Here is a 23,083-nt window from a genome sequence, read left to right as displayed (position 1 = left end):
CCAGGCCTCGTCCACCTTCCAGGGCCGAAAGCTCTTCGTCATGCCGCCGAGCGAATCACCGCACGATCCGCCTGTCGAGCCTCTTCAGCCGTTACGTGGACGAGCTCCTAGCGGGCAAGAGAGCGGGGGACGGTGTCCTCCGCTTCCTGCGCCGGTCGGACCGCTCCCGGCCCATAATCACAAACCGTTACACGCGCGCCGGCTCCCCGCGCTGGCCCAGGCCTTTCGTCGCCGCTACACGACCGACCATGCTCCGGACCATCCGCCTCCTCGCCATCCTTCTGGTTGCGCTGCTCGGCGGCGTCTGGGCCTATGCCTGGGTGACGCGCGCGCCGGGCGAGGGGCTGGGCGAGGCCTTCGCCGCCCGGCTCGGCCTGATCTTCGGCGGCCAGATGCCGGTGCCGGGGGCCGGCGGGGTGCAGCTGCCGCAAGGGCTGGCGCTCGGCGGGTCCTTCAGCCTGGTCAACCAGGCTGGCCAGCCGGTGACCGAGCGCGACTATGCCGGCCGCTGGATGTTGGTCTATTTCGGCTACAGCTTCTGCCCCGACGTCTGCCCGACCGAGCTCGGCACCATGGCCGCGGCGCTCGACGCGCTGGGCAGGGCGGGCGAGGCGGTGACGCCGGTCTTCATCACCGTCGACCCGCAGCGGGACACGCCTGCGGCGCTGGCCGACTATGTCAGCCGCTTCCACCCGCGCCTGCAGGGATTGACCGGCACACCGGAGCAGATCGCCGAGGTGGCGCGGCGTTACCGGGTCTATTATGCACGCGCGCAGCGGCCCGACATGACGGACTACCTGATGGACCATTCCAGTTTCATCTACCTGGTCGACCCGGGTGGCCGGGTCCGCTCGCTCTACCGGCCGGACCTACGGCCCGAGGACATTGCCGCGGCGGTGGCCGCCCAGATCAAAGTCCGCCCCGACTAGCCAAGGCCGGCTGCGGCGGACCGCCTGCATGCATGAACGCCGACCTGCCATGGCCTTGCGTTTTCGCCGCAGATCCGTGCATCCGGGCGGTCGCGCCCACCCGCACTCTGCTCGAGCCAAGTCCGGCTTCCGCGCCTGTGGGTTTGGCTCGATTTTTATGCCATAACCCAAGGGCCCGGCGCCGACCGGCCGGGTCTGGAGACGAGTATGATGGTGGACGAGGCCTCGGACCTGGAAGGCGCCCGCGATGCCGCACGCGGCACGGCGCCGCGGCATAGCCGCCGCCTGTCCGACAAGATCCTGATCGCCTTTCACCATGCCTGCGATCAGGCGGACTACGAAGTTGCCGAGCAACTGCTCCGCATCCTTGAGATGATGCTGACGCGCCGCCCCGTCTCGCCGGACACCAACCGTCGCCGCAACATGGAAAGCCTGGTGGCGGCGCATGAGCGGCTCTGGTACCTGCGCCACCCCGATACCCAGGAAGGCTGACGCCGGGTCAGCCTGGCAGTGCCGCACCGTCCCGCAGGATCGCCTCCGCCGCCGCGGTGAAGCCGGCCGCGTCATGCAGCACCAGCCCCGGGTCGATCCGCGCCGGACCGCGCCTGCCGCGCCTGGCCTGCAGCAGCACCCGCTTGGCCTGTTGCCCGGCGCGCGGCCAGAAGGGGATCAACCTGGTCCCGCCGCAGCCAGCTGCGGTCAGCGCCGCCATGGCCGCATCCAGCCGCGCCGCAGGCAGGATCAGGCCGAGGCTGCCGCGCCGGACCAGCGGTGCCGCCAGGAAGCGCGCCCAGTCCGCCAGGCTCGCCTCCTCATGGGTCGCCGCCCGGCGGATCGCCTCGGACGGCGCGGTGCCGCCGGGCCAGAAGGGCGGGTTGGCGAAGGCGTGATCGCAGGCCGGCAGCCGGCGGGCCAGCGCCATGTCCCGCACATCGCCCTCGATCACCTCCACCCGCCCGGCCAGTCCGTTCGCCGCGGCATTGCTGCGCGCCAGCGCCGCCAGCCCGGCATCGCGCTCAACAGCGAGGATCGCCAGTCCCGGCACCCGGGCGGCCAGGCAAAGGAAGCCGGCGCCGCTGCCGCAGCCGGCCTCCAGCACCCGCTGGCCGGCCAGGGCCGGTACCGCGGCGGCCAACAGCACCGCATCCAGCCCGGCCCGAAGGCCGCGCAGCGGCTGCCGCAGCAGCACCCGGCCGCCGAGCAGCCGGTCCTCGGTCAAAGCCGCGAACTCGCTCATGCAGGCGCCTCGCCAGCCTCGCGCAGCACCCTTCGGGCCTGCGCGAGGTCGTCCTCGGCCACCACCAGGCGGCGCGGGAAGGCGCCGATTCCGCCCTCGAGCGCGCTGATATGCGCGTCCAACACGATGCACTCGATGCCGGCATCGCGCAGCAAGGCCAGCAGGAAACTCACGCGCACGGGGTCCGTGCTCTCGGCGACGACACGCATTCCTTGCGAAATCCTTGTTTTCCCTGCGCTTGCCGCCATCTGGGAGCGTCGTTATGGTGCCGCCCCTTAGGACTGGGTCAAGTGACGTGGACGCGGAAGTGGGTGCGATGTCGGTAGCATCGCCGATCAACAGGGCCGCGTCCGGCGGTGAGGATGCGCTGGCGGCGCTCACGGCCCTGGTGCGTGCGGATCTCGAATCCTGCAACCGCCTGATCGTCGACAAGATGCAGAGCCCGGTGGCGCTGATCCCGCAGCTCGCGGCGCATATCGTCGCGGCCGGCGGCAAGCGGCTGCGGCCCCTGCTCACCCTCGCTGCAGCGCGGCTCTGCGGCTATCGCGGCAACCGCCACGTGCTGCTCGCGGCCTGCGTGGAGTTCATCCACACTGCGACCCTGCTGCACGACGACGTGGTCGACGAGAGCGCGCTGCGCCGCGGCCAAGCCAGCGCCAACGCGCTGTTCGGCAACAAGCCCTCGGTGCTGGTCGGCGACTTCCTTTTTGCCCGCGCCTTCGAGCTGATGGTGGAGGACGGCTCGCTGAAGGTGCTCGGCATCCTCTCCGCCGCGTCGTCCACCATCGCCGAGGGCGAGGTGCTGCAGCTGGTGACCCAGAACGACACGACGACGACCGAGGCGCAGTACCTCCAGGTGATCGAGGGAAAGACCGCGGCCCTTTTCGCCGCCGCCACCCGCATCGGCGCCGTGGTCGCCGACCGCCCGCTGGCGGAGGAGGAGGCGCTCGACACCTATGGCCGCACCCTCGGCACCGCCTTCCAGCTGGTGGACGACGCGCTCGACTATTCGGCGGCGCAGGAACAGCTGGGCAAGACGGTCGGCGACGACTTCCGCGAGGGCAAGATCACCCTGCCGGTGCTGCTGGCCTTCGAGCGCGGGACCGAGGCCGAGCGCGGCTTCTGGCGCCGGGTGCTGGAGGAGCGCGACCAGGGACCCGACGACCTGGCCGCGGCGCAGCGGCTGATCGCCCGGTACGGCGCGCTGCACGAGACGGTCGAGCGGGCGCGGCACTACGGCGACCAGGCCCTGGCAGCGCTGCAGGCCTTCCCGGACGGGCCGGAGCGCCGGGCGCTGGCCGATATCGTCGAGTTCTGCATCGCCCGGGCGCGCTGACCGCCTCCGCGCGGCATCTCCGGATGGTGTGACCCCGCAAAGCTCGCCGGCTTGATGCGGACCCGGCGACGTATCATTGCGATGGCCTGGTATACGGCTTTACCCTTGGCGACCTGATGCGGCCGCGGGGGGGGCGCCACCATGACATTCGGAGCCCGCAGGCGGGTCGGCCGCGGCGGCTTGGCCTGTGCCATCGTCCTGGCCGCGACGCTCGGCGCCGCCCGGGCCGAGACGCCGCTTGAGCGCGGGCGCTACCTGGTTGAGACCATCGCCGCCTGCGGCAACTGCCACACCCCGAAGGGCCCTGACGGACCGCTGCCCGGTAAGGCGCTGGCCGGCGATTGGGTGGTGGAGGACATCCCGCCCTTCCGCGCCGTTGCGTCCAACATCACCCCGGACCATGCTACCGGAATCGGCGGCTGGACCGATGCGCAGATCGCCCGGGCGATCCGCGAGGGCATCCGCCCGAATGGCTCTGTGATCGGACCGCCGATGCCGATCGGCCTTTATCGCGGCCTGGCCGACGACGACTTGGCGGCGATGGTCGCCTATCTGCGCAGCGTCCCGCCGGTCTCGAACGTGGCGGAGAAATCCACCTATCGCATCCCGCTGCCGCCGGCCTATGGCCCGCCGGTTGGGCAGGTCGCGGCGCCGCCCATGGCTGACACCGTGGCCTACGGCGCCTATCTCGCCGGGCCGGTCGCGCATTGCGTGGAATGCCACACGCCGATGCTGGAAGGCGGCCGGCGAGATATGACCAGGCTCGGCGCCGGTGGGCAGGCCTTTGCGGGGCCATGGGGCAGCGCGGTCGCCGCCAACCTCACGTCCAGCCGTACCAGCGGCCTCGGCGCCTGGAGCGATGCGGAGATCGAGCGGGCGATCCGCACCGGCGTCTCCCGCGACGGCCGCCGGCTGCACCCGCCGATGGCCTTCGCGCAATACCGCGACATCTCGGCCGCGGACATGACGGCGCTGATCGGCTTCCTACGCAGCCTGCCGGCGATCGAGCACTGAAGGGACGGCATGCTTGGGGAGGAAAAAGCATGTTCCACCCAAGCCCCTCCATCGCTTCTTCGAAACCTGGCACCCATCACGTGGCGGGGGTCAGACTCGCGTCAGCTGCTAACCCGGCGCGCGACCTGGCAGCGCCGCCACCGCGGCCAACGCCATCAGCTCGGCCCCGACCCACCATTCCTGCCAGGCGCCGAAACTCAGCATGGCGGTGACGCTGGCCGCGGCCAGCACCGCCGTCGCCACCGCCGGGTGCGGCGAGCGCGCCGCCGCCAGACCCAGCAGCAACGCCATGGCCGCGCCCAGCAGCGCCCCGGGCAGGCCGAGCTCGAGCCAGAGCTGCAGGGCGCCGTTGTGCGGGTGCAGCGGCAGCAGCTTCGCCGTCGGCAGCCAGAGCGCGGCCCCGGAGCCGGTGAGCCGGAAGCGCCGGAGCGCCTCGGCGCTGGGCGGATCCAGATGCCCGGGAACCTCCCGGCTCGCCTCCATGCCCCAGCCGGCGAGCGGCCGCTCGGCGACCCGGTCGGTGACGAAATCCCAGATCAGCAGCCGGTGCGCCGCCGAGGGAGCGATGCCGTCGGCCGGGACGCCGCGCGCCAGCACCGGGCCGAGCACCGCCGGCATGGCCAGGATCGCCAGGGCGAGGCCGGTGCCCAGCAGCCGCGGCGTCCAGCGCGGCGCCAGCAGCGCCGCCCCGCCGGCGAGCCCGCCGGCCACGACGGCCAGCTTCGCCGCCTCCCCCGGCAGCAGCACCAGCACCGCCGCGCCCGCCGTCAGGATCGCGCCGCGCAGCCAGCGCGGCAGGCCTGCTGCGGCGACCACCGGCAGCCAGAGCCCCATGGCCGAGGCGGCGGGCTTGAGGCCGAAGGCAAGGGTGACCGGGACTTCCCGCAGCCCGCGCACCGCGGCGCGGACGGCATGGCCGGTCATGGCATCGACCGCCGCCAGCGCCAAGCCGGCCACCAGCCCGCCGGTTGCGGCCAGCAGCAGCCGGTGCCGCGCCGCCGCGTCCTCCGCCACCATCGCCCACGCGGCGCCGGTGCCGAGCGCGACGAAGCCGCCGATCTGCACCGCGGTGCCGAGTGCCCGCAGCGGCTCCGGCGCCCAGAGCGCGGTAACCGCTGCCCAGCCGAACAGCGCCAGCGCCGCCCAGGCCGCGCCGCCTTGCGGCCAGGGCCAGGCGCCGTGGCGGCGGCGATGCGCGACGACGCAAAGCAGCAGGGCGATGGTGGCGATCGGCGCGATCGCCTTCGACTGCAGCACGCCGGCGGCCGGCGCGATGGCCAGCGCGACCGCGAGCGGCAGGCTCGGCGCGGCGAGGGAGGCGGGGATTGTCATGCTGGCCGCGTCGAATTCCGGGAAGGGTATGCCGCGAAGGCTATGCCGCCCCGGCGCGGCACGCCCGGACAGGGTCCGGGGCCGTGCGGCGACACCTCACGAGGGGCGGGATGGCCGGGTCGGGCCCGGCCAGGGTGAGGCGGTGGTTGCCGCCAGGCCGGCGGCGGTCCCGCGGGACCGCCGCCACGCCCCGTTCAGACCGCCGCGATGCTCTCGCGGCGCAGCTCGACCGAGAGCTCGTCGAGCGCCCGGCCGACCCGGTCGACCATCTCGTCGATCTCGACCTCGGAGATGATCAGCGGCGGGGAGAAGCCGATGCTGTCATTGGTCATGGCGCGCATGATGACGCCGTGCTTCTCGCCGAGCTTGCTCAGCCGCGCGCCGATCTTCTTCGCCGGGTCGAAGTTCTTCGCCTTTGCCTTGTCCTCGACCAGCTCGACCGCCGCGACCAGGCCGACGCCGCGGACCTCGCCGACCATCGGGTGCTCGGCGAAGCGCTGCTGCAGCGCCGCCTGCATATGCGGCCCGACCTTCCGGACATGGGACAGCATGTCCATCTCGTCGTAGATCTTCAGCGTCTCGATGGCGACCGCGGCCGGCACCGGATGGCCGGAATAGGTGAAGCCATGGCCCCAGGTGCCGACGGTGCTGCTGCCCTCGGCGATGCCCTGGAACACCCGCTCGTTCACCATGACCGCCGAGATCGGCAGGTACGCGGCCGACAGCGCCTTGGCGCAGACGAGGATGTCGGGCTGGATGTTGAAGGTCTGGCTGCCCCAGTAGTTGCCGGTGCGGAAGAAGCCGGCGATCACCTCGTCGACGCACATCAGCACGTCGTATTTCTTCAGCACCGCCTGGATCTTCTCGAAGTAGCCGACGGGCGGGATGATGACGCCGCCGGCGCCCATGAAGGGCTCGGCGTAGAAGGCGGCGACCGTCTCCGGCCCCTCCCGCAGGATCACCTCCTCCAGTTCGGCGGCCAGCCGCGTCGCGAAGTCTTCCTCCGACTCGCCGGGCAGCGCGTTGTGGTAGTGATGCGGCGTGCCGACATGGATGAAGCCCGGCAGCGGCAGGTCGAAGAGCTTGTGGTTGGCCGGCAGCCCGGTCATCGAGGCCGCGGCAAGCGTGATGCCGTGGTAGCCCTTCAGCCGGGAGATGATCTTCTTCTTCTCCGGCTTGCCGATGGCGTTGTGCATGTACCAGAGGATCTTGATGACGCTGTCGTTCGCCTCGGATCCCGAATTGGCGAAGAACACCTTGCTCATCGGCACCGGCGCACGCTCGATCAGCATCTCCGCCAGGTCCACCATCGGCTCGTGCGACTTGCCGGTGAAGGAATGGTAGAAGGGGAGCTTGCGCATCTGGTCGGTCGCCGCCTGCACCAGCCGCTCGTTGTCGAAGCCGAGGCTGGCGCACCAGAGCCCGGCGACGCTCTCGATGTAGTCGCGGCCCTGGTCGTCGTAGACCCGCACGCCCTTGCCGCGGTTGATCACCATCGGCCCGTTGACCAAGTGCGCCTTGTGGTCGGTATAGGGGTGCAGCGCATAGGCGACGTCACGGGCGGCGGTGGAATTGCGGGGCGGGGTCATCGGCGGGACCTTCTCTGCGGGATGGCGCAGTCTAGGCCCGGAATGCATCGCAACCCAAGGCCGCTTGCCGCACGCCCTTGTTGACCCCTGGCCGATGGACGCCGGCGCCGGCCGGGTGGCAAGGTCCGCCGCGCCGGAAAAGGGATGCGTGGATGCAACGGACAGTGGCCGGGTACCGGCAGCCGCGGGAGTGCCGCGCGTGATCGGGCGCCGCGCCCTGCTGGCGGCACCGGCCCTGCTCTCCCTCCCGGCCCGGGCGCAGGTCCGCCGCAACGACCTCGAGGCCCTCGCCCTGCCGGTGAAGCAGGACGACACGGTGGCGCGCGGCTACCGGCGCGACGTGCTGGTCCGCTGGGGCGACCGCGTCACCTTCGATGCCCCCGCCTGGAACCCGCGCCGCCCGGACCCGGAAGGGTCCGCCGCCCAATTCGGCTGGGATGCCAGGGTCGCCGCCATCGCGGTGCCGACCCAGCAGGCCGCCGACGGCATCCCCCGCGCGGTGCTGGCGATGCTGCACCCGACGGTGGACCCGGCCTTCGCCTTCCCCGGCGGGCGGGACCAGCCGGCCGCGGCGGCGGCGATGCAGGGCGCCTCCCTGCTAAACCTCGAGAAGCGCGGCCGCGGCTGGGTGGTGGTGGATGGCGGCTTCCAGAGCCGCCGGCTCGGCGGCGGCACGCTCTGCCGCGTCAGCGGCCCGACGGGGGGCGGCGGCAGCATCCGCGGGGTGCTGGGGCTCGCCGGCGGCTGCGTCACGCCCTGGGGCACGCTGCTGCTGGCGGAGGGCGACCCGGGCCCCTGGCTGGCCCGCCTGGGCAATCTCGACCCGCGCTTCGCCAATGCCGCCGGCTTCGGCTGGGTGGTCGAGCTCGACCCCTTCGACCCACAATCGGTGCCGGTGAAGCGCACCGCCCTCGGCCGTTTCGCCCATGGCGACGTGGCGGCGACGCTGTCCCGCGACGGCCGCGCCGTGGTCTACCTGACGGATCGCCGGGTCGGCGGCTTCCTGTTCCGCTTCCTCTCGGCCGGGCCGGCGACCGGAGAAGACGTGCTGGATTCCGGCAGCCTCTCGGTCGCCCGGCTGGACGGCGACCGCTTCACCTGGCTGCCCTTGCCGGCTGGCGTGCCGGACCCGGTCGCCACGGCGGCGAAGGCTGGCGGCAGCCCGCTCGACACACCCTCCGGCCTCGGGCTCGACCCGACCAGGCCGCGGCTGCTGCTCGCCTGCCACGGCAGCCCCGCCCGCCCGGCCGGACACGTGATCGAGCTGACCGCGGCGGAGGGCGACGACGGCGCCGCGACTGCCGGGGCCGTGCTGCTGTTTGCTGCCGGCGATCCGCGCAGCGCCGAAGCCCGCTACGGCCGCGCCGGCCTGCCGCGGGGCAGCGCCTGGCCGGAGAACCCGGACACGGTCACGGTGGATACGCGCGGCCGCGCCTGGATCGGCACCGATCGCGGCGGCCGGGTCGGGCCGCAGGCGGAGGGGTTGTATGCCTGCGACCTGGACGGGCCGGGCCGCGGGGTGCCGTTGCCGATCTATGGGGCGCCCCGCGCCGCCTCGATCGGCGGCGCGGCGCTGACCCCGGACGGGGAGGTGCTGTTCACCGCCGTCCGCCATCCCGGCGCGGAACCGGGAGGCAATTTCGACCGGCCGGCGACCCGATGGCCGGAATTCCAGGCCGGGGTCCCGCCCCGCTCCACGCTGATCGGGCTGGTGCGAAACGGCGGCGGCGCGGTCGGCGGGCCAGGCGGCGGCTGATCCGCCGCCCCCCACCGGTTCAGTGCGGCGCCATCACCGCGCGGACCGCATCCGCCAGCGCGGCGCAGGCGCGGCGGGTGTCGTGCTTCGCCATCTCCTCCCGCGCCTGGGCGATGCGGGTCAGCGCGGTCTGCAGCGCCGGCGACTTGTCGCCATGGCTGACCGCCAGGCGGATCCGCGTCTCGGCCAGCGCCAGGTTGATGCCGGCGGCCTGGTCGTGGTCGTCGCGGATGTCGTGATCGGCGCCGAGCAGCAGCTCCAGCACCTGCTTCGCCTCCGGCGAGGCACTGGCCAGCGGCAGCAGATGCGGCGGCGGCGGATCCTTCGCGTGGTCCGGCCCGGTCTTCATGCGGGGCACCAGCGCGAAGGAGAAAAGGTCGAGATAGGGATGCTGCGCGGCGGCTGTCGGCATCGATCACTCCTTGCCCCACCGCGGATGGGCGGAAGGCCGGCGAGCGCGGCCGGGCGGTGGGGCCGGCGCGATGCTAGCCCCGTTCCGGGCCCGGCCCGCATCACGCGCGTGTGCGACGGGCGCCGGCCTCAGCGCAGGGCGAAGCGGACCGGCACGGTGAGCTCGATCGACTCGCCGGTGAGTTCCGCCGGGGCGGCGGGCAGCGGCGAGGCGCGCTCGATCATCGCCAGCACCGCGGCGTCGAGCGCGGCATCGCCGGCGCTGCGGTCAAGGCGGTAGCCGATGACCGTGCCGTCGCGCCGCATGCGGAAATGCAGCATCGCGACCCCCTGCGCGCGGCGGTAGCGGGCTTCCTGCGGGTAGGTCTTGTGCCGCTCGAGCGCGGCGAAGAGACGGGCGACGTAGCTGGCCGGCGGCGCCGCGGCGGGGGCCGGGGCGACCGGAGCCGCGGCCGGCGGGGCGGCGGTGGGCGCGGCGGGCTGCGAGGATGCGGCGACCTGTCGTGGCGGGGGCGGGCGATGCGGTGGCGCCGGGGGACGGGGCAGGGGCGGCGGCATCGGCAATTCGGCCAGCGCGGTTTCGGCCAATGCCGGAGAGGGTTCCGGCACCGGCACCGGCACTGGCTCCGGCATCGCCTCGGCGACCGGCGGCTGAGGTTCGGGCGGCGCCTCGGTGACCGGCGGCTCAGGCGGTGGCGGCTCGGCGGGCGCCGGCGCGGACTCCGCCATCGCCGGCTCGACGGGCGCGGGCTCCGGCACGGCGGCGACCGGCTCTGGCGCCGGCATCTCCAGCAGCATCACCGGCATGGGCGCGGGCGACGACGCCGGCATGCCGAACAGCAGGACCAGGCCGGCCGCCAGGTGCAGCCCGGCCGAGCCGGCCCAGGCCAGGGTCCGGCCCGGGGCGTGGTTCGGCGCGGCCGGCGCACCGGCCAGCAGCATCGGATGGGGGATCGCCTGCGGCATGGCTCAGGGCACCGCCGCGGGTTGCGAGACCAGCGCGACGCGCTGGATGCCCGCCCGCTGCACCATGGCCATGACCCGCAGCACCTCGCCGTATTCGATGCCGCGATCGGCGCGCAGGTGCAGGGCGCGGTCGGGCGAGGCGGCATGCAACTCGACCAGCCGCGGCTCCAGCGCCGGCTCCTCGACCGGCTCCTTGCCGAGGAAGAGCCCGCCTTCCCGCGTCAGGCCGAGCTCGAGCGGCGGCTCGGGCGGCGTCAGGCGGGCGGCGGCGGCGCGCGGCAGGTCGACCTGGATGCCGGCGGTCAGCATCGGCGCGGTCACCATGAAGATCACCAGCAGCACCAGCATCACGTCGACCAGCGGCGTGACGTTGATCTCGGCGACGGGACGGGCTTCGTCGCCATCCTCGCCGCCGGAGAGGTGCATCGCCATGCCCGCTACTCCGCCGCCGCGGCGAGGCGGGCCGGGCGGCGCGACAGCCGCAGCGCCAGCGCGCCGGCGGCGGCCAATGCCTCCTGCCGGATCCGGTGCAGCCTGGTGGTGCAGCGGTTGTAGGCGATGGTCGCCGGGATGGCGGCGACCAAGCCGATGGCGGTGGCGAACAGCGCCTCGGCGATGCCCGGCGCCACGGTCGCCAGGCTGGTGTCCTGCCGCGCGGCGATCCCGGCGAAGCTGTGCATGATGCCCCAGACCGTGCCGAACAACCCGACGAAGGGGCTGACCGAGCCTATGGTCGCCAGCAGCGGCAGGCCGGGCTCCGCCTGGCGGAGGGTCGCGGCGATGGCGGCGCGCATGGCGTGTTCCAGCCGGCCGCGGAACTCGCCGGCGGTCTCGGCGGGATCGCGCCCCTCGCGCCATTCGGCCTGGCCCGCACGCAGCGTCGCCGCAGCAAGGCCCTCGCCCGCGGGCGGCGCGGCATCCGGCCGCTCCTCCGCCAGCAGCCGCGCCTGCCGCGCCAGGCCGCGCAGCGTCACGGCCTTCTCGATGATGATGGCCCAGCAGGCGAGCGAGGCGAGCAGCAGCAGCGCCATCACGCCCTGCACGACCGGGTCGGCCTGCAGCACCAGCGTGATGGGCGAGAGATCGGGGGCGATGGGGGTCATGCGGTTTTCCCGGGGAAGGGGGCGGGCTGGCGGGCGCGCTGGCGGTTGCGGCGGCGGAGCAGCCAGGCGGCGAGGCCGGTGCCGAAGAGCAGCGGCATGGCGAGCCCGGACAGGAAGACCATGGCGCGGCCGGGCAGGCCGAGCGCGGCGCCGCCATGCAGCCAGCGCTGCAGCGCCAACGCGTCCTCGGCGGTGCCGCGGGTACGCGGGCCGCGCTCCTCCAGCACCGCGCCGGTGGCGGCATCGAGCGTCAGGCTGGTGCGGACGCGGAGCTCGGCATCCGAGTTACCCGGGCGCAGGGTGACGATCCAGGGCTGGCGCGGGCGGGCGGGCGGCATCAGGCCGGTCACGACCTGGCCCGGCAGGTGCCGCAGCGCCGCCGCGACGATGGCATCCGCATCCGGCATGGAGGCGTTGCGCGGGGCCGCCTGCCGCGATGGGCTGGCGTCCCGCGCGGGCGCCTCCCGCGGCGGCGGCGGGGCGACGCCGAGCAAGGGGCGGAACCAGCCGGGGAAGACGATGGCGACGCCGGAGCCGGCAACCACCGCCAGCACCACCGCCAACCAGATCCCGGTGATCCGGTGCAGGTCGAGATTGAGCAGCAGCGCCGGGCGCCGGCGCAGGGTGACCAGCGCCCGGCCCAGACCGCCGCCACGCGGCCACCACAGCCAGATGCCGCTGACGCAAAAGCCAAGGGTGAGCACGCCGAGCCAGCCCACCACCTCCCGCCCGCCATGGTCGCGCAGCAGCAGCGTGTCGTGCAGTTCCCGCGTCACGCCGATGAAGCCGGCACGGGCATCGCGTTCGCCGAGCAGCGCGCCGGTGGCAGGGTCCAGATAGGCGGTCATGGCTCCACGCGCGCCGCGCGGCGGGGCGACGACCCAAACCGGCCAGACCGCGTCCGGCGGTCGGATGGTGCCGACCTGGCGGCCCCCGGCTTCGGCCAAGCGCTGGATCGCGGCGAAGGACAACACCGGGTCGGGCGGGCCGCCCGGGCGGAACAGCGCGGGGTGCAGCGCCGCGTCGATCTCCCGCTGCCAGGACAGGATGCTGCCGGTCGCGCCGAGCAGCGCTAGGATCAGGCCAAGGACCAGCCCAATCCAGCGGTGCCCGAGCAGGAGCGTGCGGCGGAGCGTCATCGCGAGAAGGCGGCGGTTCGGCCGCGGCGGGGCCGGGGGAGGAAGCGGCTTGGCATGGAAGCCGGCATAGCGCGAATGAGAGTCACTCGCAAATACGGTTTCGTGTAGTGGCCAAGCGGTATGACGCGGGGGTGAAGGCAACCTTACGCGCCGGTAGGCCCTTGCCAGTTTCGACCGGCTGGGCTCTACATCCTGCAAATGCGAATGATTCGCATTACCAGCAGCGTAGCGGGATGACCAGCATGCCAGGACACCAGCCAGGATCGAACCAGGGCGCCAGCGCCGGGCAGCGCCGGACCGCCATGCCGCCACTGCTGGCGCTCGCCCTGGCGCTTCCGGGCGCTGCCCTGGCCCAGACTCCGCCGGCCGATGCCGGTGCCATCGCGCTGCCGGAGATCGGCGTGAACGCCGCGTCGGCCGTGACTTCAGGCTACGCCACGCAGCGCACAACCTCGGCTACCAAGACCGACACGCCGCTGCGCGACGTGCCGCAGAGCGTGACGGTCATCACCCAGCAGGCGATCCGCGACATCTCGGCGCAGAATCTCGGTGACGTCCTACGCTACGTCCCGGGCGCCGGCTATGCGCAGGGGGAGGGCAACCGCGACACCCCGGTGCTGCGCGGCCAGTCCACCACGTCCGATCTCTACGTCGACGGCTTGCGCGACGACGTGCAGTACTACCGCGACCTCTACAACATCGACCGGGTGGAGGTGCTGCTCGGCCCGAATGCGATGATCTTCGGCCGCGGCGGCACCGGCGGCGTCATCAACCGCGTGACCAAGCAGGCCGATTGGGAGCAGCGGCGGGAGGTGCGGCTGCAGGCGGGGTCATTCGGCCAGTGGCGCGGCAGCTTCGACCTCGGCCAGGCGATCAACGAGAATGCCGCCTTCCGCGTGCTGGGCATGTACGAGGAGAGCGACAGCTACCGCGACGGCGTCAACCTCAAGCGCTACGGCATCAACCCCACCTTCGCCTACCGCATCGGCGACCAGACCGTCATCCGCGCCTCCTACGAGTACTTCCGCGACGAGCGCGTGGCGGATCGCGGCATCCCGTCCTTCAACGGCCGGCCGCTCGAGACCGGGCGCGGCACCTTCTTCGGCGATCCGGGCCGCAGCCCGGTGAATGCGCAGGTCAACGCGCTGAACCTCGGGGTCGAGCACCGCTTCGACAACGGCGTTCTGCTGCGAAACAACTTCCGCTTCGCCGACTACGATAAGTTCTACCAGAACGTCTTTCCCGGCGCGGTCTCCGCAAATGGCAGCACGGTGGCGATCAACGCCTACAACAACGCGACCCACCGGACGAACCTGATCAACCAGACCGACTTCGTCTTCGACGTGACGACCGGTCCCTTCCGGCACAAGCTGCTGGCGGGCGTCGAGTTGGCGCGCCAGGAGACCGAGAATTTCCGCAATACCGGCTACTTCACCTCGGTCGGGGCGAATGCCACGAGCTACACGACCTCGCTCGGCGCGACGCGGATCAACGTGCCGGTGACCTTCCGCCAGAGCGCGACCGACGCCAACAACAGCGGCGTCGCCACCACGGCGGCCGTCTACCTGCAGGACCAGATGCAGCTGCTGCCGACGGTGCAGCTGATCGGCGGGCTGCGCTTCGACCACTTCAACACAGATTTCACCAACAACCGCACCGGACAGGGCTTCGACGTGACCGACAACAAGGTCTCGCCGCGCATCGGCCTGGTCTGGCAGGCCTTCGAGCCGGTCTCCTTCTACGCCAGCTTCAGCAACACCTACCTGCCGCGGGCCGGTGAGCAGCTTGCCTCCCTGACCCTGGCGAACCAGTCGCTGAAGCCGGAGCAGTTCACCAACTACGAGATCGGCGCCAAGTGGGACGTGCGGCCCGACTTCGCCGTCACCGCCGCGCTCTACAACCTCGACCGTACCAATGTCGCGGTGACCGATCCGAACGACATCACCCGGTCCATCCTGGTGGACGGCACCCGCACCCAGGGTTTCGAGCTCGGCGGGCGCGGCCGTGTCACCGACAAGTGGAGCGTGCTGGGCGGCTGGGCGATCCAGAACTCTGAGATCACCAGTGACCAGTCGGCGACCATCCGAAAGGGCAACAACGTGCCCTTCGTCTCCCACAACACCGTCTCGCTCTGGAACCGTTATGACTTCCTGCCGCAGCTCGGCGCCGGGCTCGGCGTGGTGCACCAGTCCGGCTACTACGCCGCGACCGACAATGCGGTGCGGATCCCGGCCTTTACCCGATTCGACGCGGCGCTGTTCTGGAGCCTGACGGAGCGCGTGGCGCTGCAGGCCAACTTCGAGAACCTGTTCGGCGTGAAGTACTACCCCGTGGCCAACAGCAACAACAACATCACGCCGGGCGCGCCGTTCGCCGCGCGCTTCGCGCTGACGACGCGGTTCTGACAGGAGGGTCGGGGAGAGAAGGGTGTTTCCTCCCCGGACCCCACCCTTCCTTTTTGTGGGCTTGGCATCCGCCGCGCAGCGAGTGCCGACTCCCAGCAATAGATGAAGGGTCCGGGGAGAATACCTTCTCCCCGGCCTTCCTTACTTCACCCGCCACTCCTCCACCCAGAGCGAGGTCGGGTTCAGGTGCCCGGTCGGCCGGACATTCTCCAGCCATTGCGGCCAGACATGCGCGTCCGCCCGGAACCACAGCGGCAGGGCCGGCAGGTCCGCCGCATAGATCGCCTGCAGCCGGGACCACAACACGCGGCGCTTCTCGCGGTCCAGCTCCTGCGGGATCGCCTCCAGCAGCGCGTCCATCTCCGGGTTGCGGTAGCCCGGATAGTTCTGGCCGGACCAGTTGCGCGCCTCGCTCGGGATCTCCTCGGAATGCAGGTTGCTGCGCGGCACGCTCTCCGGCGCACTGATCCAGGCGAACAGCGCGGCGCCCTGGAACTTCCGCTTCGACAGGGTCTCGGCGAAGAAGACCCGCGGTGGCTCGTTCCTGATCCGCGCCTCGATCCCGGCCTGGCGCCACATGCCTTGGAGGACCTGCTGGACCGCCTCCCGCGCCCGGTTGCCGGCGGTGGTCATCAGCTCGACCTGCAGCCGCCCGCCAGCGGCGTTGCGACGGATGCCGTCGGGGCCGCGCGTCCAGCCGGCAGCCTCCAGCAACGCGGCGGCGCGAGCCGGATCGAAGGGCCATTGCGGCGCGGCGTCGTCGTGCATCGGGTCGAGCGGGTTGACGCTGCCATGCGCGACGGTCTGCCGTCCCTCGAACAGCCGGGCCACGATCTGCGCCCGGTCGATGGCGAGAAGCAGCGCCTGCCGCACCCGCAGATCGGCCAGCACGGGGTTGTCGAGCCGGAGATCGAGATGCTCGTAGATCAGGCCCGGCTTGTAAGCGACCTCGAATCGCCCGGCGGCGCGGCGCTCCAACGCCGCCGCCTGCTCGACCGGCAGGCCGAGCTCGCCGGCGACCATGTCGACTTGGCCGGCCAGCAGCTGCGCCTCGAGCGCCGCGGTGTTCTCGATGGTGCGGACCTGGATGCGGCGGAAGGCGGGGGCGGCGCCCTGCCAAGCCGGGTTGCGCTCCAGCGTCACCCCGGCGCCGGGCTGCACCGCGGTGACCCGGTAGGGGCCGTGCCAGAGCGCGGGGTTCGCCGTCTCGGTGTCATAGGCGGTGCGCTGGCGGTAGGTCCGCGGCTCCTGCGCCCAGCGCGGCCGCTCGACATGCGCCGGCAGCGGCTGGAAGTCGCCGAGCGAGGCGAAATCGAAGGTCACCTTGTCGAAGCGCAACGTGACCGTGCGCGCATCCTCGACGACGAGTTCATAGGCCGAGCGGTAGAACTCCGCCCCGCCAAACCCGGTCTCGCCGTTCCGCCCGGCCTCCCAGGCGAAGCGGAGATCCTCGGCCGAAACCGGCATGCCGTCGCCCCAGCGCGCATCGGCGCGCAGCCTGTAGGTGGCGCGGAGGCCGGGCTTGCCCTCCGGCGTCGTCTCCCGCGCCGCGAGGCCGTTCTCCAGCGTCGGCAGCGTCTCGCAGAGCAGGCAGGTCAGCTGCCAGTCGACGCCATAGGCGGTGACGGGCCGGCGGGCGAAGCCGAGCACGTAGGACTTCGCCGCCATGGCGTCGATATTGGGGTGGAAGGTGCTGGGGAACTGGGTGATGCCGATGGTCAGCGTCTCGCGCTGCGGCTGGGCGAGGGCGGGCGCGGCAAGGATCAGCGCGGCGACGAGGGCGGGGAGGCAACGGGCGGCCATGCACGGGCTCCAGGCGGGCTAGGGACATGGTGGCGCCGTGCCGCCCGGCAGGGTAGCGCCGGTCGGCGCAAATCCCGCCGGTGGCCGCGCCGCTGGTCCGGCGATCGACCTCCGGCGCGTTGCCGCCCCGGCCGGTCGCCGGCCTTATTCCTTCTCCGCCCCGTCGCGAACCGCCCGCGCTTCCTCGACCGAGCCGATCCCGCCATGCGCCTTCGACCAGACCACCGGGTTCTCGAGGAATTTGCGCACTTCCTTCAGCGCGCTCTCGGCGAAATAGGGGCGCTCGCGGCAGACCTCCAGCACGTCCCACCAGGTGCAGAGGTGGTGCAGGTTCAGCCCCATGCCCTTCATCTGCTCGAAGCTGCCGGGGAAGACGCCGTAGTAGAAGACGACGAAGGTGTGGTCGCAGGTAGCGCCGGCGTCGCGCAGCGCCTGGGCAAAGCGGATCTTCGACCCGCCATCGGTCGTCAGGTCCTCGACCAGCAGGGTGTTCTTGCCCTCCGGCACGTCGCCCTCGATCTGCGCGCCGCGGCCGAAGCCCTTCGGCTTCTTTCGCACATAGGCCATCGGAGTCGCCATGCGGTCGGCGATCCAGGCGGCGAAGGGGATGCCAGCGGTCTCGCCGCCCGCCACGACGTCGATGGTCTCATAGCCGACGTGACGGCCGATTTTCTCGAAGCCGAGGTCACAGATCTTGTTACGGGCACGCGGGAAGTAGATGATTTTGCGGCAGTCGATATAAACCGGGCTCTTCCAGCCGCTCGTGAAGGTGTAGGGCTCCTCCGGGCGGAAATTGACGGCCTTGATCTCCAGCAGGATTCGCGCGGTCGTCAGCGCGGCGTCCCGGTCCCAGTCGGAAGCGTGTTGCATGGCCATGGCGCATATCCCTGCCGGCGTCGTGTCGCCGTCTCGTAACCCCCGCGGGGTGCGGCGTCCATGACGGCGGAAGCGGCCGTCTGGACCCTGGCGGATCCGCGCGCCGGCACCGCGGCCCAGGCGCTGGGAATTGCCGAGCGTCTTGGCGTGCCGTTCCGCACTGTGCCGCTGGCCTGGGGCGGCATGGCGGGCCTGCCCTGGCCCTGGCCGAGCCTCGGCGGCCTGACCCCCGCCGCGCGGGCCGCGTTCCGGCCACCCTGGCCGCGACTCGTAATTTCGGCCGGGCGGCGTGCGGCCCCGGTGGCCCGGTGGCTCGGCCGCCGCGGGGCAAGGCTCGTGCATTGCATGCGGCCGGGCTTTGGCGCAGCGGAGTTCGACCTGCTGGTTCTCGGCCGGCACGACCGGCCGAAGGAGGCCGCGAACATCCTCCCCATCCTCGGCGCCTGCCACCGGATGAGCCCGGCGCGGCTCGAGGTCGCGCGGCGGGACTGGGTCGCGCTGGCCGACCTGACCGCGCCGCGTATCGCCCTGCTGGTCGGCGGGCCGGTGCGGGCGGAGGGAATGGACCCGACCCGCGCCGCCGCGATCGGCGCCGAGGTCGCCGGCTTCGCCGGCAGCGTGCTGGCCACCGCCAGCCGCCGCACCGGGGGCGCGGCGACCGAGGCCCTGGCCGCCTCGCTCGCCGGCGTGCCGCACCGGCTGCACCGCTGGGGCGATGCCGGGCCGAACCCCTATGCCGGCTTCCTCGCCTGGGCCGATGCGGTGGTGGTCAGCGGCGACAGCGTCTCGATGCTGTCGGAGGCCCTGGCGACCACGGTGCCGGTCTTCATCGCCGATCCGGGCGGGCTCGGCCTGCGGCACCTGCGGCTGCATGGCGGGCTGATCGCCGCCGGCCAGGCCAAGATGCTGGCGGCGGCGCCGACGCCCTTCGACCGCCCGAGATTGGACGAGGCGGCGCGTGTGGCGGCCGAGATCCGCACGCGCGGCTGGCTGTGATCGGTCCGGGGGTTACCGAAGCGGCGGCCGCGACGAAATGACCGGCATGATGCAGGCCATCCTTCGCACCGCCTTTCCGCTGCCCGCCGGCCGGGCCCGCCCCTTCACCTGGCCCTGGCAGGACCGCGCCGGGCGGTTTTCCGCGCTGCGCGCCGTGGTCTTCGCCCTGCTGATGCTGCCGGCCGCCTGGGTGGCAGGGGAGGTGGCGCTCGGCCTGCTGGGGCCGGAGCCCTGGAAGGCGGCGCTGAAGGAGATCGGCCTCTGGACCATCCGGCTGCTGCTGGTGACGCTCGCGGTGACGCCGCTGGGCAAGATCCTGGCCGAGCCGCGCATCCTGGCGCTGCGCCGCCTGCTGGGGCTGACCACGCTGGCCTATGCCGTGCTGCACCTGGTGCTCTATGCCGGGCACGAGAATTTCGGCCTTTGGAAGGTCGCCTCCGAGATCGTTCGGCGGATCTACCTGACCATCGGCTTCGTCGCCCTGCTGGGGCTGGCGGCGCTCGGCTGGACCTCGACTGATGGCTGGATCCGGGCGCTCGGGCCGCGCTGGAAGCGGCTGCACAGCCTCGCCTTCCCGATCGCCGCGCTCGGCGTGCTGCATTTCTACATGCAGTCGAAAACCGTGGTCTGGGAGGCGGTGATGGCGGCCGGCTTCCTCGCCTGGCTGCTGGCCTGGCGGGCGCTGCCGGCGGGCTGGCGCGGCCGGCTGCCGGTGCTGGTGATGCTGGCGCCCTTCACCGTGCTGGCGGCGGCGTTGATCGAGTACGCCTGGTACGCGGCGGCGACCAACCTGCCGGCGGAGCGCATCCTGCTGGCCAATCTCGACGTCAGCTTTGGCCTGCGCCCGGCGGTCTGGGCCGGGGTCGCGGCGCTGGCCGTGCCGCTGCTGGCCGGCGCCTGGCGGCTGCGTCAGAAATAGGCGCGGAGGTTCGCCCGGATGCGGTCCAGTACCGGCCTGCCGGGGTCGGGCAGCGGGAAGCTCGTGCCGGTGATGGTCTCGAAGGCCTCGATATAGATCCGTGCGGCCTCGAGATTCACCTCGGCCGGGATCTCCGGGACCTCGTCCTTGTAGGGGTCGCAGCGGGCGACGACCCAGGAGCGGACGAAATCCTTGTCGAAGCTCTGCGGCGCCTGGCCGGCCCCGAAACGCTCGGGATAGCTGCCGGCGAACCAGTAGCGGCTGGAATCCGGGGTGTGGATCTCGTCGGCCAGGACGATCCGGCCGTCCTTGTCGAAACCGAATTCATACTTGGTGTCGACCAGGATCAGGCCGCGCGCCGCCGCCATCTCCCGCCCCCGGGCGAAGAGGTTCAGGGCGAGGCCGCTCACCTCGTCCCACTGCGCCTGGGTCAGGAGCTTGCCGTCCACAATCTGCGCCGGGGTCATCTCCTCGTCATGGCCGACGTCGAAGGCCTTGCTGGTGGGCGTCAGGATGGTCTGCGGCAGCTTCTGGTTCGGCTGCATCCCGTCCGGGAAGCGGTGGCCGTACATCTCCCGCCGTCCCGCCTTGTACATGGTCAGGATGGCGGTCGAGGTCGTGCCGGCCAGGTAGTCCCGCACCACCACCTCGACCGGCATGATCTCCAGCCGCCGGCAGACCAGCACGTTGGGGTCGGGGTATTCGATGACGTGGTTGGGGCAGAGGTCGGCTGTCCGCTCGAACCAGTAGCGGGCGAGCTGGGTCAGCACCTGGCCCTTCAGCGGCACGGCCGTGAGGATGCGGTCGAAGGCGCTGAGCCGGTCGGTCGCCACGATCACCCGCCTGCCGTCCGGCAGGTCGTAATTCTCCCGCACCTTGCCGCGATAGTGGTTCGGCAATTCCGGGATGGCGGCGTCCCGCAGGACGAAATCGGCGAAGCGGGCGAGGTCGGCGGCGGAGGGGGGCATGGCGGGTCCCGGTCGGGCAGGGGCGAGGCGGGGGCATAGCACAGCCCGGGCGCGGCGCATCCGCCCCGCGGGGGCTTGCCGGGGCGCGACGCGGCCTTCAGGTTGCGCCCCCTGATCGGAGGGCACGCCCATGGCGCGAAAGTACCGCATTGCCGTCATCCCCGGCGACGGCATCGGCAAGGAGACGACGCCCGAGGGGCTGCGCGTGCTGGACGCCGCCGCCCGCCGCTTCGGCTTCGAGCTCGAGCTGACCCATTACGACTGGTCCTGCGAGACCTATGCCCAGACCGGCAAGATGATGCCGGATGACGGGCTCGACCGGCTGAAGGACAGCGACAGCGTCTTCCTCGGTGCCGTCGGCTGGCCTGGCGTGCCGGACCATGTCTCGCTCTGGGGCCTGCTGATCCCCATCCGCCGCGGCTTCGACCAGTACGTCAACCTGCGCCCCTGCAAGCTGCTGCCCGGGTCGCGCACCCCGCTGGCCGACCGCCGCCCGGAGGATATCGACTTCTACGTCGTGCGGGAGAACACCGAGGGCGAGTACAGCAGCGTCGGCGGCCGGATGTTCCCGGGCACGGACCGCGAGTTCGTCTCCCAGCAGAGCATCCTGACGCGCATCGGCACCGACCGGGTGATGAAGTATGCCTTCGAGCTGGCGATGACCCGCAAGCGGAAGAAGCTGACCAGCGCGACCAAGTCGAACGGCATCACCTTCACCATGCCCTACTGGGACGAGCGCTTCGCCGAGATGGGCAAGCGCTATCCGGAGGTGCAGACCGACCAGTTCCACATCGACATCCTCTGCGCCCATTTCGTCCAGCACCCCGACTGGTTCGACGTGGTGGTCGGCTCCAACCTGTTCGGCGACATCCTCTCCGACCTCGGCCCGGCGGTGGCGGGGTCGATCGGCATCGCGGCGAGCGCCAACATCAACCCGGAGAAGGCCTTCCCCTCGATGTTCGAGCCGGTGCACGGCTCGGCCCCTGACATCGCGGGCAAGTGGATCGCCAACCCGATCGGCCAGATCTGGTCCGGCGCCATGATGCTGGAGCACCTGGGGGAGAAGGCGGCCGCCGATGCGATCGTGAACACGATCGAGTCGATGCTGCGCGACGGCGGCCCGCGCACCCGGGACATGGGCGGCCAGGCCGGCACGGTCGATGTCGGCAAGGCATTGGCCGAGGCGATCGGCCGCGCCTGACGGCAGGGGAGGGGACACGCCAGCGGTATTCCTGTCGCGGAGCCGCCCCGCGCCCGCAGCCCTTGAACCGGCCGGCGGGTGTCGCTAGAGTTGCTCGTGGTTGCGAGTGATTCTCAACTGGCTCGCAGCCGGAGGGTACAGGAATGGGTCAGGCCATCATCCCCGTCAGCACCATCGTCCGCCGCTGCGAGCGCGCGGTGGTGACGGCGTACCGCGAGCTGCGGGTGACGGGGACCAACGACCTCTCCGCCTTCCGCGCCTGCACCACGCTCTACCGGGTCCACCACCCGGAAGCCTCGGTGCAGGAAGCCCGCCGCCTGGTCGCCGAATGGATCGACCACCACGTGGTCCGCGGCGAATCCGGTCCGACGCCGGGCTGCGAGTGCGACTGAGCTAATCGAGCGCCCAGGCGATCGAGGTCCGCGCGAGGGCGTCAATCGTGTCGATGATCGGGAAGGGCAGGGCCGGCCCGGCGGCGAGGCCGAGCGGGATCTCGGTGCAGCCGAGCACCACCGCCCGGGCGCCGCGCGCTGCCAAGCCCCGCGCGACCTCGGCCAGCGGCGGATAGGCCTCCGCCACCCGGTTGGCCTTGACCAGGTCGATCGCCGGCGTGACCAGCCGCCGCATCTCCGCCTCATCCGGCACCAGGCAGTCCCAGCCGGCGCCTTCCAGCTTGTTTTGGTAGAGGCGCATCGCCAGCGTCGCCGCGGTGCCCATCAGCCCGATCCGGCCGGGCGCCACGCCCTGCCGGGCCAGGTCGGCAGCGGCGGCATCGACGATGTGCAGGATCGGCAACGAGGTCGCGTCCCGCATCGACCCATACCAGCCATGGGCGGTGTTGCAGGGGATGGCGATGGCACCGCAGCCGGCGGCTTCCAGCCCGCGGATGCCGCGCAGCATGGCTGGCAGCGGGTCCGCCCCGCCGGCCAGCCGGGCCGCGGTGCGGGGCGGCACCCGCGGGTCCGACCAGAGCACGGTGGGGATGTGCTCCTGGTCCTGCTCTGCCGGGGTCAGCAGGGTCAGCCGCACCATGAATTGCGCGCTGGCCAGCGGCCCCATGCCGCCTAGCACGCCCAGCAACTTTTCGACCACCACAGCACCCC

The 23,083-nt window shown here is 72.1% G+C and carries 23 protein-coding genes; 10 read left to right on the top strand and 13 right to left on the bottom strand.

Going from position 1 to position 23,083, the window contains the following annotated elements; all coding sequences use genetic code 11:
* Positions 1-248 precede the first annotated feature (248 nt).
* Together E2C06_RS05780 and E2C06_RS05775 are read left to right on the top strand one after the other, a co-directional pair.
* Positions 249-929, top strand: a complete 681-nt coding sequence (locus tag E2C06_RS05780; protein WP_133287627.1) for an SCO family protein — start codon at positions 249-251, stop codon at positions 927-929.
* A gap of 210 nt (positions 930-1,139) precedes the next feature.
* Positions 1,140-1,421 (top strand): hypothetical protein, encoded by a 282-nt coding sequence (locus E2C06_RS05775; protein ID WP_133287648.1) that lies wholly within the window; start codon positions 1,140-1,142, stop codon positions 1,419-1,421.
* A gap of 7 nt (positions 1,422-1,428) precedes the next feature.
* Here the strand turns inward: E2C06_RS05775 and E2C06_RS05770 are convergent, their stop codons facing one another.
* Both E2C06_RS05770 and E2C06_RS05765 read right to left on the bottom strand, forming a co-directional pair.
* A complete protein-coding gene (locus E2C06_RS05770; RefSeq protein ID WP_133287626.1) occupies positions 1,429-2,166 on the bottom strand; it encodes a methyltransferase in 738 nt (245 codons plus the stop codon).
* Positions 2,163-2,375, bottom strand: a complete 213-nt coding sequence (locus tag E2C06_RS05765; RefSeq protein WP_133287625.1) for a putative signal transducing protein — start codon at positions 2,373-2,375, stop codon at positions 2,163-2,165. Before E2C06_RS05765 ends, E2C06_RS05770 begins: the two co-directional genes overlap by 4 nt.
* Positions 2,376-2,482: 107 nt before the next feature.
* Here E2C06_RS05765 and E2C06_RS05760 point away from each other — a divergent pair, with 107 nt between their 5' ends.
* Together E2C06_RS05760 and E2C06_RS05755 are read left to right on the top strand one after the other, a co-directional pair.
* Positions 2,483-3,502 (top strand): polyprenyl synthetase family protein, encoded by a 1,020-nt coding sequence (locus E2C06_RS05760; protein WP_133287624.1) that lies wholly within the window; start codon positions 2,483-2,485, stop codon positions 3,500-3,502.
* A gap of 141 nt (positions 3,503-3,643) precedes the next feature.
* Entirely contained in the window at positions 3,644-4,516 is an 873-nt protein-coding gene (locus E2C06_RS05755; protein ID WP_133287623.1) for a c-type cytochrome, read from the top strand.
* Between the two features lie 108 nt (positions 4,517-4,624).
* On the opposite strand, the gene E2C06_RS05750 is transcribed toward E2C06_RS05755, so the two are convergent.
* The gene (locus E2C06_RS05750; RefSeq protein WP_133287622.1) at positions 4,625-5,848 is read right to left on the bottom strand and encodes an O-antigen ligase family protein; all 1,224 of its coding nucleotides are present in this window, start codon (positions 5,846-5,848) and stop codon (positions 4,625-4,627) included.
* A 194-nt stretch (positions 5,849-6,042) separates the two neighbouring features.
* Positions 6,043-7,437, bottom strand: a complete 1,395-nt coding sequence (locus E2C06_RS05745) for an aspartate aminotransferase family protein (RefSeq protein ID WP_133287621.1) — start codon at positions 7,435-7,437, stop codon at positions 6,043-6,045.
* Between the two features lie 199 nt (positions 7,438-7,636).
* Here E2C06_RS05745 and E2C06_RS05740 point away from each other — a divergent pair, with 199 nt between their 5' ends.
* Complete coding sequence (locus E2C06_RS05740; RefSeq protein WP_165982236.1) at positions 7,637-9,193, top strand: PhoX family protein; 1,557 nt, start codon at positions 7,637-7,639, stop codon at positions 9,191-9,193.
* A 19-nt stretch (positions 9,194-9,212) separates the two neighbouring features.
* On the opposite strand, the gene E2C06_RS05735 is transcribed toward E2C06_RS05740, so the two are convergent.
* The 5 genes from E2C06_RS05735 to E2C06_RS05715 all read right to left on the bottom strand — a co-directional run bounded on the left by E2C06_RS05735 (position 9,213) and on the right by E2C06_RS05715 (position 12,812).
* Positions 9,213-9,605: a hypothetical protein gene (locus E2C06_RS05735; protein WP_133287619.1), complete on the bottom strand. Its 393-nt coding sequence runs from the start codon at positions 9,603-9,605 to the stop codon at positions 9,213-9,215.
* 128 nt (positions 9,606-9,733) lie between these two features.
* Complete coding sequence (locus E2C06_RS05730) at positions 9,734-10,570, bottom strand: TonB family protein (protein WP_133287618.1); 837 nt, start codon at positions 10,568-10,570, stop codon at positions 9,734-9,736.
* A gap of 3 nt (positions 10,571-10,573) precedes the next feature.
* Positions 10,574-11,002 carry a biopolymer transporter ExbD gene (locus tag E2C06_RS05725; protein WP_133287617.1) on the bottom strand — a complete coding sequence of 143 codons (429 nt, stop codon included), beginning with the start codon at positions 11,000-11,002 and terminating at the stop codon, positions 10,574-10,576.
* Positions 11,003-11,007: 5 nt separating this feature from the next.
* Positions 11,008-11,673, bottom strand: coding sequence for a MotA/TolQ/ExbB proton channel family protein (locus E2C06_RS05720; protein ID WP_133287616.1), 666 nt, complete (start codon positions 11,671-11,673; stop codon positions 11,008-11,010).
* Positions 11,670-12,812 (bottom strand): PepSY-associated TM helix domain-containing protein, encoded by a 1,143-nt coding sequence (locus tag E2C06_RS05715; RefSeq protein WP_133287615.1) that lies wholly within the window; start codon positions 12,810-12,812, stop codon positions 11,670-11,672. The genes E2C06_RS05720 and E2C06_RS05715 overlap by 4 nt, the downstream gene beginning before the upstream one ends.
* A 242-nt stretch (positions 12,813-13,054) precedes the next feature.
* Here E2C06_RS05715 and E2C06_RS05710 point away from each other — a divergent pair, with 242 nt between their 5' ends.
* On the top strand, positions 13,055-15,217 hold the full coding sequence (locus tag E2C06_RS05710; protein WP_206664445.1) for a TonB-dependent receptor: 2,163 nt from the start codon (positions 13,055-13,057) through the stop codon (positions 15,215-15,217).
* Between the two features lie 141 nt (positions 15,218-15,358).
* Here E2C06_RS05710 and E2C06_RS05705 read toward each other — a convergent pair whose 3' ends face one another.
* Positions 15,359-17,020, bottom strand: coding sequence for a peptide ABC transporter substrate-binding protein (locus tag E2C06_RS05705; RefSeq protein ID WP_133287613.1), 1,662 nt, complete (start codon positions 17,018-17,020; stop codon positions 15,359-15,361).
* Positions 17,021-17,164: 144 nt separating this feature from the next.
* Positions 17,165-17,896, bottom strand: a complete 732-nt coding sequence (locus E2C06_RS05700) for an orotate phosphoribosyltransferase (protein WP_133287612.1) — start codon at positions 17,894-17,896, stop codon at positions 17,165-17,167.
* Between the two features lie 60 nt (positions 17,897-17,956).
* Between E2C06_RS05700 and E2C06_RS05695 the strand changes: the two genes are divergently transcribed.
* Both E2C06_RS05695 and E2C06_RS05690 read left to right on the top strand, forming a co-directional pair.
* Positions 17,957-18,892 (top strand): mitochondrial fission ELM1 family protein, encoded by a 936-nt coding sequence (locus E2C06_RS05695; RefSeq protein ID WP_133287611.1) that lies wholly within the window; start codon positions 17,957-17,959, stop codon positions 18,890-18,892.
* Positions 18,893-18,938: 46 nt separating this feature from the next.
* Positions 18,939-19,811 (top strand): protein-methionine-sulfoxide reductase heme-binding subunit MsrQ, encoded by an 873-nt coding sequence (locus tag E2C06_RS05690; RefSeq protein WP_241671131.1) that lies wholly within the window; start codon positions 18,939-18,941, stop codon positions 19,809-19,811.
* Here E2C06_RS05690 and E2C06_RS05685 read toward each other — a convergent pair.
* The gene (locus E2C06_RS05685; protein WP_133287610.1) at positions 19,802-20,779 is read right to left on the bottom strand and encodes a phosphoribosylaminoimidazolesuccinocarboxamide synthase; all 978 of its coding nucleotides are present in this window, start codon (positions 20,777-20,779) and stop codon (positions 19,802-19,804) included. The genes E2C06_RS05690 and E2C06_RS05685 overlap by 10 nt on opposite strands.
* 130 nt (positions 20,780-20,909) lie before the next feature.
* Here E2C06_RS05685 and E2C06_RS05680 point away from each other — a divergent pair, with 130 nt between their 5' ends.
* Together E2C06_RS05680 and E2C06_RS05675 are read left to right on the top strand one after the other, a co-directional pair.
* Positions 20,910-21,980 (top strand): tartrate dehydrogenase, encoded by a 1,071-nt coding sequence (locus tag E2C06_RS05680; protein WP_133287609.1) that lies wholly within the window; start codon positions 20,910-20,912, stop codon positions 21,978-21,980.
* Positions 21,981-22,123: 143 nt separating this feature from the next.
* A complete protein-coding gene (locus E2C06_RS05675) occupies positions 22,124-22,372 on the top strand; it encodes a hypothetical protein (protein WP_133287608.1) in 249 nt (82 codons plus the stop codon).
* Position 22,373: 1 nt separating this feature from the next.
* Here E2C06_RS05675 and cuyB read toward each other — a convergent pair whose 3' ends face one another.
* Positions 22,374-23,072 carry a cysteate racemase gene (gene cuyB, locus E2C06_RS05670; RefSeq protein WP_133287607.1) on the bottom strand — a complete coding sequence of 233 codons (699 nt, stop codon included), beginning with the start codon at positions 23,070-23,072 and terminating at the stop codon, positions 22,374-22,376.
* Positions 23,073-23,083: the final 11 nt, after the last annotated feature.

This window comes from Dankookia rubra, from assembly GCF_004355005.1.
In the GTDB taxonomy this organism is placed as follows: domain Bacteria; phylum Pseudomonadota; class Alphaproteobacteria; order Acetobacterales; family Acetobacteraceae; genus Paracraurococcus; species Paracraurococcus ruber_A.
The sequence above is the reverse complement of the archived record's forward strand: the minus strand, read 5'-3'. Positions and strand labels throughout refer to the sequence as shown.